Source organism: Paenibacillus tyrphae (assembly GCF_000722545.1).
Lineage (GTDB): Bacteria > Bacillota > Bacilli > Paenibacillales > NBRC-103111 > Paenibacillus_G > Paenibacillus_G tyrfis.
Window position 1 is genome coordinate 57,137 of record NZ_JNVM01000007.1, and the last position, 12,584, is coordinate 69,720.

The 12,584-nt window shown below is 51.2% G+C and carries 15 protein-coding genes and 1 other RNA gene; 7 read left to right on the forward strand and 9 right to left on the reverse strand.

The window, feature by feature from the left end:
* Window positions 1-80: 80 nt before the first annotated feature.
* From ET33_RS09855 to ET33_RS09870, 4 genes are all read right to left on the reverse strand, one after another.
* Complete coding sequence (locus ET33_RS09855; RefSeq protein ID WP_036680096.1) at window positions 81-275, reverse strand: hypothetical protein; 195 nt, start codon at window positions 273-275, stop codon at window positions 81-83.
* A 130-nt stretch (window positions 276-405) separates the two neighbouring features.
* Entirely contained in the window at window positions 406-1,260 is an 855-nt protein-coding gene (locus tag ET33_RS09860; RefSeq protein WP_036680103.1) for a YitT family protein, read from the reverse strand.
* Between the two features lie 106 nt (window positions 1,261-1,366).
* The gene (locus tag ET33_RS09865; RefSeq protein ID WP_179223895.1) at window positions 1,367-2,146 is read right to left on the reverse strand and encodes a DUF4247 domain-containing protein; all 780 of its coding nucleotides are present in this window, start codon (window positions 2,144-2,146) and stop codon (window positions 1,367-1,369) included.
* A 61-nt stretch (window positions 2,147-2,207) separates the two neighbouring features.
* Entirely contained in the window at window positions 2,208-2,741 is a 534-nt protein-coding gene (locus ET33_RS09870) for a DUF4178 domain-containing protein (protein ID WP_036680105.1), read from the reverse strand.
* Window positions 2,742-2,998: 257 nt separating this feature from the next.
* Here ET33_RS09870 and ET33_RS09880 point away from each other — a divergent pair, with 257 nt between their 5' ends.
* Window positions 2,999-4,579, forward strand: a complete 1,581-nt coding sequence (locus tag ET33_RS09880; RefSeq protein WP_036680110.1) for a DEAD/DEAH box helicase — start codon at window positions 2,999-3,001, stop codon at window positions 4,577-4,579.
* Window positions 4,580-4,695: 116 nt separating this feature from the next.
* Here the strand turns inward: ET33_RS09880 and ET33_RS37360 are convergent, their stop codons facing one another.
* A complete protein-coding gene (locus ET33_RS37360) occupies window positions 4,696-4,791 on the reverse strand; it encodes a YjcZ family sporulation protein (RefSeq protein ID WP_081890271.1) in 96 nt (31 codons plus the stop codon).
* 279 nt (window positions 4,792-5,070) lie between these two features.
* Here ET33_RS37360 and ET33_RS09885 point away from each other — a divergent pair, with 279 nt between their 5' ends.
* The 3 genes from ET33_RS09885 to fsa all read left to right on the forward strand — a co-directional run bounded on the left by ET33_RS09885 (window position 5,071) and on the right by fsa (window position 6,827).
* On the forward strand, window positions 5,071-5,862 hold the full coding sequence (locus ET33_RS09885) for a YesL family protein (protein WP_036680113.1): 792 nt from the start codon (window positions 5,071-5,073) through the stop codon (window positions 5,860-5,862).
* 77 nt (window positions 5,863-5,939) lie between these two features.
* A non-coding RNA gene (gene ssrS / locus ET33_RS36995) (6S RNA) lies at window positions 5,940-6,121 on the forward strand.
* A 49-nt stretch (window positions 6,122-6,170) separates the two neighbouring features.
* Window positions 6,171-6,827, forward strand: a complete 657-nt coding sequence (fsa, locus tag ET33_RS09890; protein ID WP_036680115.1) for a fructose-6-phosphate aldolase — start codon at window positions 6,171-6,173, stop codon at window positions 6,825-6,827.
* Window positions 6,828-6,920: 93 nt separating this feature from the next.
* Here fsa and ET33_RS09895 read toward each other — a convergent pair whose 3' ends face one another.
* Window positions 6,921-7,406, reverse strand: a complete 486-nt coding sequence (locus tag ET33_RS09895) for a GNAT family N-acetyltransferase (RefSeq protein WP_036680119.1) — start codon at window positions 7,404-7,406, stop codon at window positions 6,921-6,923.
* A 240-nt stretch (window positions 7,407-7,646) separates the two neighbouring features.
* Between ET33_RS09895 and ET33_RS09900 the strand changes: the two genes are divergently transcribed.
* On the forward strand, window positions 7,647-8,036 hold the full coding sequence (locus ET33_RS09900) for a DUF1499 domain-containing protein (protein ID WP_010491409.1): 390 nt from the start codon (window positions 7,647-7,649) through the stop codon (window positions 8,034-8,036).
* A gap of 71 nt (window positions 8,037-8,107) precedes the next feature.
* On the opposite strand, the gene tpx is transcribed toward ET33_RS09900, so the two are convergent.
* Entirely contained in the window at window positions 8,108-8,611 is a 504-nt protein-coding gene (gene tpx / locus ET33_RS09905) for a thiol peroxidase (RefSeq protein ID WP_036680122.1), read from the reverse strand.
* A gap of 129 nt (window positions 8,612-8,740) precedes the next feature.
* Between tpx and ET33_RS09910 the strand changes: the two genes are divergently transcribed.
* Entirely contained in the window at window positions 8,741-9,643 is a 903-nt protein-coding gene (locus ET33_RS09910) for a LysR family transcriptional regulator (protein ID WP_036680125.1), read from the forward strand.
* A gap of 29 nt (window positions 9,644-9,672) precedes the next feature.
* On the opposite strand, the gene ET33_RS38895 is transcribed toward ET33_RS09910, so the two are convergent.
* The gene (locus ET33_RS38895) at window positions 9,673-9,816 is read right to left on the reverse strand and encodes a hypothetical protein (RefSeq protein ID WP_161783534.1); all 144 of its coding nucleotides are present in this window, start codon (window positions 9,814-9,816) and stop codon (window positions 9,673-9,675) included.
* A 152-nt stretch (window positions 9,817-9,968) separates the two neighbouring features.
* Between ET33_RS38895 and ET33_RS09915 the strand changes: the two genes are divergently transcribed.
* Window positions 9,969-11,795, forward strand: coding sequence for an ABC transporter substrate-binding protein (locus tag ET33_RS09915; RefSeq protein ID WP_036680127.1), 1,827 nt, complete (start codon window positions 9,969-9,971; stop codon window positions 11,793-11,795).
* Window positions 11,796-11,870: 75 nt separating this feature from the next.
* Here the strand turns inward: ET33_RS09915 and ET33_RS09920 are convergent, their stop codons facing one another.
* A complete protein-coding gene (locus ET33_RS09920; protein WP_010491399.1) occupies window positions 11,871-12,554 on the reverse strand; it encodes a zinc metallopeptidase in 684 nt (227 codons plus the stop codon).
* Between the last annotated feature and the right edge of the window lie 30 nt (window positions 12,555-12,584).

A 12,584-nucleotide genomic window follows, 5' to 3' on the forward strand; every position in this document is an offset into this window, starting at 1 on the left:
CATAAAACAAGACCGCTCTTCCTGCCACCGTAGCGGGGGCCGAAGAGCGGTCTTAATTTTGTTATGACGCTTTCACTCATTCAATGAAGGAAGGCGTCCTTTTGATGTTCCGAAATGCTGTATTGAATAATTTCCATGGCATCCTCTGTTTCGAGAGCTTCCAGCCCGTTGCGCAGCACGATCTCCGATTCGAGCTCGCGTTTCTTAAGGAACGGATACAGCTCCGGCGTCAGTCTCATGACAATGGTTGCCAATTTTACGGTTTCCACAAGCATCACCCTTCCCGTCATCTGTTGTTTAGAGATCAGGACTTACGAGTAATTCAGGTTAAGCCTTGGAAAAACGGTATGAAATTACTCCTCCATTATAGCATATTTCTGAAGGTCTATGTACCGGGAGTTTTGCTTAATTGCCGGGTTCGCTCCGGTCGGAGCGGCGGAACAAGCCCATGACGCCTACGGTCTCGGTAATATTGACGAAAGCCTGAGGGTCCCATTGGCGCACCAGGTTTTGCAGTTCGTTTAATTCGTAGCGTGTCGTCACCGTCATCAGCATATGCTGCGGCTCCTTCGTATATGCTCCTTCGGTATCGATGACCGTGACGCCGCGCTTGAGCTTTTGCATTTTTTTCAGGAGCAAATCCTTTTTCTTGGTGATGATGAAGACGGTTACTTTCAAATGCCGGATATGAATCGTATCGATGACTTTGCCTGTAATGAACATGGACAGCATGGAGTACAGGGCCAGGTCCCAGTTGTTTTTGAATAAGCCGAGCGCCACGATGACAATGCCGTTCAGACCGAACAAAGACGTGCCAAGCGAAAAATCCCGTTTGCGCGTGAGGATGGAAGCGATGATGTCAAAGCCTCCGGTTGATCCGCCCACCCGTATCGAAATGCCGGTTCCGAGCCCGACCAGCACCCCCCCGGCAACGGAAGAGATGATTAAATCTTTACTGACGGTCATCAGAGGGATCAGCTGCATGAACCAAGTGGTCAATACAACCGAGACGACGCTCAAAATAATAAATTTGCGCCCAAGCGTCAGCAGTCCCCAGATCAGCAGCGGCGCATTAAAAATAAGAAACAAGAGCGAAATATTCCAATCCGTAAAATAACCGACCAGCATGGATACGCCGGAAATGCCGCCGCTGAGCAATTGATGGGGAATCAAGAACAGATTGAAGCTCGATGCGATCAGAGCCGCGCCGAGGAGACAGGCGATTATAGAACCGGTCCAGGAACGTTGAAGCTGAAACATGAATGCACCTCCCGCATGCTTTTAGTATGAAGCGTTTTGACCGTTTTGAACCCCGAAAGCGGAAAAAGAGCCAAGCTTCCCTTGGCTAAGGGAAAGCTTGGCGGTCTTATTTGCGCTTGAACGATCCGGAACGCGAGCTGGTGCTCGGTTTCGAGGAACCGGAGGAAGGCGTCTTATAAGTCGGCTTGGAGCCGTCACTCTTTCTGGCCGAATCCCCTACGGCCGGATTGCTCTTCGACGGCGTATCCGTCTGCGGATTCGACGGTGTGGTACTTTGTGAATTTGACGGCGTCGTGGTCTGCGGATTCGACGGCGTCGTGGTAAAGCTTCCCTTGCGGTCGGACGTCGATGGCTGCGGCTTGGTCGTCGAGCCGGTCGAACCAGGATTAGGGGCAGATTGGTACCTGCCGTAGTCGTTATAGCGTGGGCTCGACGTGTACCCCTTGTAATCGTAGCCCGAACCGCGGTTGCTGTTGAACCAGCCGCCGCCGAATAAGGATTGCAGCAGCGTTGCCGCAACATAGCCCTGCAGGAACGAGGAGCTATAGTTTTCTTTGGCGTATTGGATAGAATCGACCTCGACCAAGGTGGTCCCTTCGGTGTTCGGGTCCTTCTGTACGTTGACGATCTTATTGTCGTAGACCAGAAACATCCGTTCTTCCGAATCCTTGCTCATTTCGGTCGGCTTTTCCTTGCCTGCAATTTCCTTGGCGACGGTCGGCACGTCTTTTCCTGCGACGGAATAAATTTTGGCGGTGTTTTTTCCTTGCCCTTGAACGTCGATTAACGAATAGTTGTCTTTAATATAGTTGCCGGCGTCGCCGCAAGCGGCCAGCAACGTGAATACCAGTAGGATGGCAATCCATTTGGACAATTTGTTGATCATGCGGCGGTCACCTCCGTTTCAAGCTATTTAATCATGCGATTATGGAAATGAGGACGAACGGTCATCGGGAGCCCTTCATAAATTTAATTTGTCCCGCCGGTGTCGGGGAGCCCTCCATGGCGACATATTTCCCGTCCTGCCATTGCAGGAAGAAGTAACGGTTCTCCGAACCAAAATAACGCCAGAACATAACCTCGTCTCCTGCGCGGAAATCGGTATTCCCTTCGACGCGCACCGTATCCGTGCGGTTATGCTCCATGTGGTACGTCACTTCGCCGCCGACGTCGAGCACGGATGGCACGTCGTTCGGATCGTCAAGCGAGCCTTCCACAAATTCGCATAAGAAACATTCGTACGTGCGCCCTTTTTCCACAAGCAGACATGATATATGCTTGCCGTTTTGCAGATAATACGCAAAGCGGTGTGGCGCAAACCCGCGGTCAAAATAAACGGCCTTGCCGGATACGACGTATTCTTCGAGGTCTACGTTAAGAATATCGCCGACCATTGTTTCCTCCAGCGGGTTCGATGGCTTTACTTCCGGCTCCGGATTGTTGCTCTTAATAATTGAACCGACTCTTTTCCAGATGGACATGGGCATTTCGCTCCTTTTCAAAATCGACGAATATAATTATTATATACGATATTCGGCGAATTTGGGTTTCAAGTTTGAACAATTCTGGAATATGGCTGCAGGGTATGGTATACTACTAAAGATATTCTTAAGTACGGCCTTGACTGTTCATATTGACACGGGTTGGAAGGTGTTTCATGAAGAGATTAAAAATAGAAGATAGGAGCGCACTTAAGGGTATAGACAAAGAACCCTAGAACAAAGGAGATTGAAATCATTTGAAAACTTTCAGTGAATTCGGCTTAGAGCCAAAGGTACTTCGCGCAATTACGGAAATGGGCTTTGAGGAGTCGACGCCGATCCAGGAAAAAGCCATTCCGGTAGCGATGGAGGGACGCGACCTTATCGGCCAAGCGCAAACGGGAACAGGGAAAACCGCGGCATTCGGTATTCCACTCATTAACAAGATCGACATCAAAGAAGAGCGTATCGTCGCTTTGATCATGTGCCCGACACGTGAATTGGCAATCCAGGTAGCGGAAGAGATCGAGAAGCTGGGACGCTTCAAGGGCATTCGCTCCCTGCCGATTTACGGCGGTCAAGATATCGTAAAGCAAATCCGCGCGCTGCGTAAAAAGCCGCAAATCATCATCGGTACGCCGGGCCGTTTGCTCGACCACATCAACCGTAAAACCATTAAGCTGGACGATGTGCAAACCGTCATCTTGGACGAGGCTGACGAAATGCTCGACATGGGCTTCATGGAGGACATCCAATCGATCCTGAAGCTCGTACCGGATGAGCGTCAAACGATGCTGTTCTCGGCGACGATGCCGATCAACATTCAGAAACTGGCTCAGCAGTTTTTGAGCAATCCGGAGCACGTATCCGTCATTCCGAAGCAAGTCAGCGCACCGCTGATCGACCAGTCCTATATCGAGCTTCACGAACGCCAGAAATTCGAAGCGCTCTGCCGCTTGATCGATATGGAAGCGCCGGACCTTGCGATCATCTTCGGCCGGACAAAGCGCCGGGTCGACGAGCTCTCCGAAGCATTGCAGAAGCGCGGCTATACTGCCGAAGGTCTGCATGGGGACCTGTCTCAAAATCAGCGTGACAACGTGATGCGCAAATTCCGCGATGGAAGCATCGACGTACTTGTTGCAACCGACGTAGCTGCCCGCGGTTTGGACGTATCGGGCGTTACCCACGTTATCAACTTCGACCTGCCGCAGGACCCGGAAAGCTACGTGCACCGGATCGGCCGTACAGGCCGTGCGGGCAAGGAAGGCGCAGCCTATACGTTCGTTACGCCGCGTGAGATCGACCACCTGCATTTTATCGAGAAAATCACGCGTCACAAAATTTCCCGGAAGCCGATGCCGAGTCTGGCTGAAGCCATCGAAGGCAAGCAAAAAATGACGGCAGAGCGCGTGCTGGAAGCAATGCAAAGCGACGACCACAATCAATTTAAAGGTCTTGCGATTTCCCTGCTGGAGCAGCACGATTCCGTTCATCTTCTGGCTGCGGCATTCAAGCTGCTTACCGGCGAGAAGAAAGACATCGAAATCGAACTGACACCGGAAGATCCGATCCGTGCAAAGAAAAGAAGACCGGACATCCGCAGCAACGGACGCAGACCGTCGGGTTCTTACGGTACGGCTGGCGGCGCACGCCGCAACGACCGCCCTTACGGCGGCGATCGTGGCGGCTATCGCGGCGGCGACCGCAACCGTCGCGACGGCGGCGGAAACCGTGACGGTGGACGCGACCGCGATTACCGCGGCCGTTCGGACCGTGACAATCGCGGAGGGTACTCCCGTTCCTCCAACCGCTCGAACGAAGAAACACTCGTGTAATAAACAAGAAGCAAGCACGCCAACTTTGGCGGGCTTGCTTCTTTAATTTGAGCAAAGAAAAGGGCAGGCCGTATACGGGCTCGCACCTGCCTACCCTTTCCTAATTCAACGCATGATTAGATGAACAAGCTGCGGCTAACGATGACCAGCAGAATAAACAGAACCAAAATAACAGCAGTGGAAGTTCCAAATCCTCCTGCGAAACCACCCATAGTGATCAGCCTCCTTCCTGTATTTTACCACCAGAAACAGCGTCATCCGGACGGATAACGGTTCTCATGCGCAAGTAGAGCTCCCTCGGCATCCGGGCGCGAGTATCCCTTGCTTGCCCATGGGACATTTCCGCTGCACGTAGATAACGGGGATGACCGGGGGGCTAATTGCGGTTGGTACTTTAATATATGTTCTTTGCGGCATTATGTATGGATGGCTACCTAGATGGAATGAAATAGGCTATAATAAAGCAATACAGATGAAGGAGGGCATAGGATTTGGAATTTCGAGGAATCATGGGTGGGTTTTACCGTATTTCCGAATGGATCATGAGACTATCGGTAATCAACGTATTATGGGTCATATGTGCCATTCCTTTCTTTTTCTTGGGGCTCGTTTTTTTGCAGTCTCAATCGGCCGATCAAGCACTTCAAACGCTTATATTGATGGCCGTTGTCGCGCCATTTACCATCTTTCCGTCGACGACGGCGATGTTCAGCGTAGCTCGCAAATGGTTGACTGGGGAAGAGGATACGCCGCTGTTCAAGACGTTTTTCCGCGGCTACAAGGATAACTTCGTCCAAAGCTTGCTTGGCGGTCTGATTTATATTCTCATCGGGGCCATTCTGTACACTAATTTCCAGTTTTATGGAAATCAAACGGGGGCCTTTGGCATTTTACGCTTTCTGGTCCTATCGCTCACCGTGCTGTTGATCATTTCGTTGTTCCATTTCTTCTCGATTCTGTCGCATCTGCACATGAAGATTTTGCAAATCGTCAAAAATGCACTGTTGATTACGATCGGCAATCCGCTGCGATCGCTGTCGATGATCGTGTTGAACGGAATCGTCCTGTATGTCAGCTTTAGCATGTTTACGTTCCTGATTCCTTTCTTTATGGGCAGCTTGATTGCGGTCATATCGTTCTGGCACTTTAACCTGATATTCGGAAAGCTGCAGGAGAAGCAGCAGGAGCTGGCCGAGAAAGAAGCGGAGCAGCAGCGGCTGCAGACGGAAAATGCCGATGATCCCGAGGCGGCCGAATCGGACCGCAAGACGGATAAACCGTAATTTCCCCCTGGTTCCAACAAGAAGTGCGGCGCAAAGGTTTACTTTCGCCATGGAGTGGACTATAATAGGAATACAACAAAATCCTGCGATGTGCGTTTCGGTTTTACAGTTGTTTTGAACCAATGACTGTTTCTTGGGAGACCTACATTGAATCGCGGCTGTCATGCCCTCGAAAAGGGACTTCAAAACCGATTCTGCGGACACCCACCTGCGAGAGCGGGTTTGAAACACGAAATCGGACGGCATATGCGGGTTTTTTTGTTGCGTTAAAATGTTAGCGTTCACAATAAAAGAGAGGGATGTTGGAGATGAAGCTCTTTATCGACACAGCCAATGTGGAAGAAATCCGCAAAGCACATGAACTCGGTGTCATCGCCGGTGTTACGACGAATCCGTCGCTCATTGCCAAGGAAGGAAAAGATTTCTTCGAAACGGTGAAGGAAATTATCTCGATCGTCGGAAACCTGCCGATCAGCGCCGAGGTGATCAGCCTTCAAGCTGACGAGATGGTGGAACAGGGTAAAAAACTGGCTGCTCTTGGTGACGGTATTGTCGTAAAAGTTCCTATGACGGAAGAAGGACTGAAAGCGACGAAACGTTTCAGCGAGATGGGCATCAAAACGAACGTGACGTTGATTTTCAGTTCGACGCAAGCTTTGCTTGCCGCACGCGCCGGAGCTACGTACGTCTCCCCGTTTGTCGGACGCCTTGACGATATTAACCAAATCGGAATGAATTTGATTAAAGAAATCAGCCAAATGTTTAAAGTACATAACATCGGCTCCGAAATTATTACGGCAAGCGTACGTACGACGACTCATGTCATCGACGCGGCGCTGCTCGGAGCGGATATTGCGACTGTTCCATATAAAGTGATTCAGCAAATGACCAAGCACCCGTTAACGGATGCCGGTATCGAACGCTTCTTGAAAGACTGGGAAGGCGCTAACCAAAGCACGTTCTAAAAAATCAAGCGGGATGGGACAACCTTCCTTCGTCAAATGCAAACGAACAGGGCCTAAGCTGCGCCTATGCGGCAGCAGGCCCTGTCTTATTTGTCACTTGCAATCACGTTTCATTTCTTGCCAGGCGATGCCGCCATGTTCGGACGCCGAAGACCGGATATACCGGAAGCCCAGACGTTCGTAGAACGAAATCAAATGCTTCTCGCATAGCAGCAGTACGGCTTCGAGCCCGTCCGCCTCCGCTTGCTCGAGCAAAGCTCTCATCAGCCGAGCGCCGAGTCCGCTGCCGCGGTAATCTGGATGTACGGCAACGGTCAGCACGCATAAAAACCGTCCTTCCGGGTCGCTGGCTCCGGTCTGTTTCATTTCTTCATCAGCAAGATTTTCATGCGACAGGCGAACGGCATTGGCGATCCCGACGACCCGTCCGTCGTGCTCGGCTACCTTGAAATAACGGCCGAACGTCTGCAAGCGGTAATCGAACGCTTCGTGGGAAGCGGCGACTTCCGGGGGATAGGACATCGTTTCAATCGCGTAAGCTTCGGCTATATCGGTTGGCAGTGCTTGTCTTATTTGCATCAATGAATTTCTCCTTTGAAAAAATAGGAAATGTAACACGAAATCGCAAACTTGTCCGGGATTCGAATCATAGACTGGCTTCCATGGTAATATACTGGTAGCAAGGGAAGCGCAGAAATCAATTTTGTACAAAATATGAACGGTTTTATTCGTTAGCTCTTTCTCTTCCCTGCAAACAATGATATGATAAAAGATAGTGTTAACCGGAATAGATTGTCACTTCATTGAGGAGGGAAGGCTTTGCTAAAGCGCACCTTAATCGGTCTCATTCGCAGCCACGAAACAACAGGAGAGAAGGCTAAGGACCCGGCTTTGAAAACCCGATATTATAAAATCTCCAAAGATCAGGCATGGGACGAAGTCGTGAACATGTTCAAGAAGCTAAGCGGCTACAAACTTCTCCACGAAGTCAAGAACGTCGGCGAAATCGTAGTGGAACGGCGCACCATTACCGGCCGCACGCAGGATATCACCCTTACGATGTTCGGCATTAACCCGCTCAAGACGGCGATCGATATCTATTCGGCTTCCCGCGGCTCGCTCGGAGACCTCGGTTCGAATTACAGGACGATCCTTGATATATATAGGCACATCGACAAGCGGCTGGCCGCTTATAAAATAAACGATTAAAAAAAACAGCGAGGAGCTCCACGGCTGCCCGCTGTTTTTTTGTGTGTCATCGCTGACGGTCGGAAACGATATTAAACGAGCTTTTTCACTGCTTCGATCGCAGCTTCATAGTTCGGATGCTCCGTCATTTCGCCGAGGTATTCCACGTATTGTACGGTATCGTTCGCATCGATGACGAAGATGGATCTCATCAGCAATTGCAGTTCGTCAATCAGCACGCCGTATGCTTTGCCGAACGAGTGGTTTTTGTAGTCGGACAGCGTTACGACTTTATCGATGCCCGCAGCGCCGCACCAGCGGGATTGCGCGAACGGAAGATCCACACTGATCGTCAGTACAACGACATTGTCGCCGAGCTTGGTTGCTTCTTCGTTGAAACGGCGTGTTTGCGCATCGCATACGCCAGTGTCCAAAGAAGGCACCACGCTGATCAGCTTCACTTTGCCGGCATAATCGGCGAGAGATGCGGTTTCGAGCAGATTTTTGTTAACTGTGAAATCGGGAGCTTTATCGCCTGGCTTAACTTCCGTTCCGATGAGGGTAATCGGGTTGCCTTTGAATGCCGCTTTTGCCATGAGTACATGGGCCTCCTTCAAATTGTGAGAATGATTGGTATTTCACCAAAATATATTATAATCTTTTATAAGAGAACTTGTCCAATAGGAGTGCACAACTTTAAACATATACAGGGGGAAGGAAGAGCATTGGAACTTAGACAGCTGCAGTATTTTGTAAAAGTGGCGCGCAAACAGCACGTAACCCAGGCAGCGGAAGAAATGCATGTGGCGCAATCGGCGGTCAGCCGTCAAATCCATCAACTGGAGGAAGAGCTTGGCGTACAATTGTTTGTGCAAAAGGGCCGCAACCTGCAGCTGACTTCGGTCGGAAAGCTGTTTTTGTGCCGGGTGGAGGGCATCCTGACCGATCTGGATCGCGCGGTTGATGAGGTCCACGAATTTCTCGACCCGGAGCGGGGCGAAATTCGGATCGGGTTCCCCCACAGTCTCGGTATAAACTTGCTTCCGACAGTCGTAGCAAGCTTCCGCAAGCATTACCCGAACGTCAAGTTCCGCCTTCGTCAAGGGACTTACAACAGCTTGATCCGCGACGTCATGAAAGGAGAAATCGATCTCGCTTTCATTTCACCTTTTCCGGAGAAGCATAATCACGTGGTCGGTGAAGTGCTGCTGGAGGAAGAGCTGTATGCCATCGTGCCGGAAGGCCATGCGTTGTCGGGAAACGAATCGATCAAGCTGGAGCAGCTCCGCGGCGAATCGTTCGTCATGTTCAGCGAAGAGTATTCGCTCCGCGCGATTGTATTGGAAGCTTGTGCGAAGGCGGGTTTTACGCCCCAAATCGGATTCGAGGGGGAAGAAACGGATACAATCCGCGGGCTGGTAGCGGCAGGCATGGGCGTCAGCCTGCTGCCGGAGATGGCACTGAAGGAAATTAACGAGCTTCAGCCGGCCAAAGTTCGCATTACGGAACCGGTCGTTACGCGCAGCATTGGGCTGATTCGGCGGAACGGCGAAAAGCTTCCGCCCGTGGCGGAAGTATTCCGCAAATTTTTGATCGACTTTTTCGAGAAAAAGACCGCCCGGGTTTAACATGCGTCTTCATCGGCAAAGCACCGAGATCAAGCGAATATCGCGCTGACGGCGGTGACGCCGACCAGCCAGTCCATAAGTGGCACACGGGGAAACCGGAAGCCGCTTGCTTTTTTTTCGGCCTCTTTCGCTTGCTCCAACATTTGCATTTCAAGATCGAACGGGTTTAACATGGTGTCTCTCCTCCTGAGGAAGCCTTTATTTTCTCCTTGTTTGCGGCTTCTGGTTTCATTATACCTTGCGAAAGATGAATAAAAAGTGTAGCATATTGTTTGTTTCTTTCATCTTTTATGGACGCATGGACCGGCGAGGAGGCGTTTTCAGAATGATCGATTTCTACTATTTGCGCCTGCGCAAGAAATACGCGGAGGTTAAGGAACAGGCGGAGATTGAGATTACGCTGCCGGAGCTGACGGATATTTTTCAATGTACGGCCCGCAACGTCAACTTGGTATTGAAACGGATGGAAGAAGCGGGTTGGATTCACTGGACTCCGGGCCGCGGACGGGGGCATCGTTCAAAAATCGTATTTTTGGCCAAAAGCGAAACGATTGCACTGGAAGCCGCTCAAGCGTTAGTGAAGAAAGGCGACATTCAGCAGGCATTCGCCTATTTGGAAGAGCATTCCGCTTTGCCTGCGCTCAAGGACCAGTTCGTGTATTGGCTGGATTCTCACTTCGGCTATCGGCCCGAGGTGAAGAACGATACGTTGACGGATACGCTGCGGCTGCCCTATTCCAAAAGGATTGCTTGCCTGGACCCGGCTCTTATCACCTTTGTCGTAGAGTGTCATATGGTACAGCAAATTTTTGACGTATTGGTCAGAATGAATATAAAGACGGGCAAAATCGAGGGCGGGCTTGCACACTACTGGACCAACGGGAACAACGGCAAGGAATGGACGTTTTATTTGCGCAAAGGGGTATTTTTTCACCACGGGAGAGAAATGACCTCGGAGGACGTCAAATATTCGATTGAGCGTCATAACAGCAAAGAATTGTGCTCGCCGTTTCGATGGCTGTTTGCGGATGTGGAACACATCGAGACGATCGGTAGCTACGCCATACGTATCCATTTGCGGCGGGCTAATCCGCTGTTCTTGCATCATTTGAGCTACGATCGAACTTCCATCGTTCCGCAAGATGCGGTGACGGAGCTCGGAGAAGCGTTCAGCCGGATGCCGATCGGGACCGGACCTTTCCGTGTGGTCCAAAATGACGACAATATGCTGGTGTTGGAGGCGTTCCCGCGTTATTTCGACCGGAGGGCGCATCTGGACCGGATTGAAATTTGGTATACGCCCGAGTTGATGCGAAAAGCGAGTCACCTTCAACCGCCGAACTATATGATGCGGCACCAATGCGATACGGCTGAAGAGCTCCCTAAAGACTGGCAGACGATACAGACGATTGGGCGGGATTGCAGCTATTTCACATTTAATTTAAACTTGCCGGGACCGCAGCAGAAGCTGTCTTTTCGAAGAGCTGTCGTACACGGCGTCGATCGCAAGCTTCTGGTGCCGTCGATCGCGCCGGGAGATGTCACGTTCGCCAAGTGGTTCTACGAGGAGAATCGGGAGCCTAGCGATACGGACGAGCAATACGATCCGATACTGGCCAAACGGCTGCTGGCGGAGAGCGGGTATGGCGGGGAAGAGATGCAGCTTGTGCACGCTCCCCATCACAAGGGGTTCGCGGAGAACTTGCAGACCCAGCTTGGCGAGATTGGCATAAAGGTAAAGCTGATCGAAGCGAAATGGGGAACGTCGGAAAGAGATGAAATGGTCCGAAGCTCGCATTTCACCTTTAACCGCAACGTCTTGGATCATGATGTAGAGCTGGCGGTTATCGAGTTGTTTCTAGCAGACAACTGTGTCGTTCGGATGCATCTGGGAGACGAGTTGAAGCAGCAGACTGATTTCATCATCGAACGGCTGTATCAAGAAGGATCTCCCGTCACGCGCGGCACGTATTTGAATCGGCTGCGGCAGCTTGTAACCGATCAGGCTTACGTATTGTTTCTGTTCCATCATACGCAGCGCACCGTATTCCATCCTTCGTTAAGAAACGTTTGCTTGAACTCGCTTGGTTGGGTCCGGTTTCGGGATCTATGGTTCGAACCGACGATGGACACCTTGCAGCAGGAGCGATAACATCGCATGAAAAAAGCCGCCGGATCACTCCATGGAGGAGTGGGTCCGGCGGCTTTCGCGTTCGGTGATGCAAGCTTAATCGTCGCTACGGTTGGTGAAGATCATAATATACTTAATCAGCTCAAGCAGCGAGATCAAGGCAGCAGCTACATAAGTAAGCGCAGCGGCGTTAAGTACTTTGGCTACGCCACGTTCTTCATCGTTGGTAATATAGCCTTCGGCAACCATCAGGTCGCGGGCCCGGTTGCTGGCGTTAAACTCTACCGGCAAGGTTACGAGCTGGAAAGCGACGGCGGCGGAGAAGAAAATAATCCCCAGGCCAAGCAATCCGGTCCAGTGGAACAAAAAGCCTGCGATCAAGAGCAGCGGCGCAATGCCGGAAGCGAAGTTCACGACCGGGAACATCCGGTGGCGGGCGACGAGCATCGGGTAATTCACTTTATGCTGAATGGCGTGTCCGACCTCGTGGCAAGCGACCGATACGGCCGAGATGGTGCTCTCGTAATAAACCGGCTCCGACAACCGTACGGTGCGGGCGATCGGATCGTAGTGATCCGTCAGCGCGCCGGGAATCGGCTCGACCGGAACGTCATACAATCCGTTGGAGTCCAGCATGCGGCGGGCCGCTTCGTATCCCGTCATACCGGATTGCACGGGCACATCGGACCATTTGTTGAACGTTCCTTTAACCCGGAACTGCGCCCAAATGGAGAGTATGAACGCAATGATAATTAGGAAATCCATAGGGTGAAAAAACATCGATCCATTCCTCCGTTTGTAAATATCGTC

What these genes read in the sequence shown, in the direction of transcription:
- ET33_RS09855 (WP_036680096.1), bottom strand. Translation starts at nt 275, where the DNA reads ATGCTTGTGGAAACCGTAAAATTGGCAACCATTGTCATGAGACTGACG.
- ET33_RS09860 (WP_036680103.1), bottom strand. Translation starts at nt 1,260, where the DNA reads ATGTTTCAGCTTCAACGTTCCTGGACCGGTTCTATAATCGCCTGTCTC.
- ET33_RS09865 (WP_179223895.1), bottom strand. Translation starts at nt 2,146, where the DNA reads ATGATCAACAAATTGTCCAAATGGATTGCCATCCTACTGGTATTCACG.
- ET33_RS09870 (WP_036680105.1), bottom strand. Translation starts at nt 2,741, where the DNA reads ATGTCCATCTGGAAAAGAGTCGGTTCAATTATTAAGAGCAACAATCCG.
- ET33_RS37360 (WP_081890271.1), bottom strand. Translation starts at nt 4,791, where the DNA reads ATGGGTGGTTTCGCAGGAGGATTTGGAACTTCCACTGCTGTTATTTTG.
- fsa (WP_036680115.1), top strand. Translation starts at nt 6,171, where the DNA reads ATGAAGCTCTTTATCGACACAGCCAATGTGGAAGAAATCCGCAAAGCA.
- ET33_RS09895 (WP_036680119.1), bottom strand. Translation starts at nt 7,406, where the DNA reads ATGCAAATAAGACAAGCACTGCCAACCGATATAGCCGAAGCTTACGCG.
- tpx (WP_036680122.1), bottom strand. Translation starts at nt 8,611, where the DNA reads ATGGCAAAAGCGGCATTCAAAGGCAACCCGATTACCCTCATCGGAACG.
- ET33_RS38895 (WP_161783534.1), bottom strand. Translation starts at nt 9,816, where the DNA reads ATGTTAAACCCGTTCGATCTTGAAATGCAAATGTTGGAGCAAGCGAAA.
- ET33_RS09915 (WP_036680127.1), top strand. Translation starts at nt 9,969, where the DNA reads ATGATCGATTTCTACTATTTGCGCCTGCGCAAGAAATACGCGGAGGTT.
- ET33_RS09920 (WP_010491399.1), bottom strand. Translation starts at nt 12,554, where the DNA reads ATGTTTTTTCACCCTATGGATTTCCTAATTATCATTGCGTTCATACTC.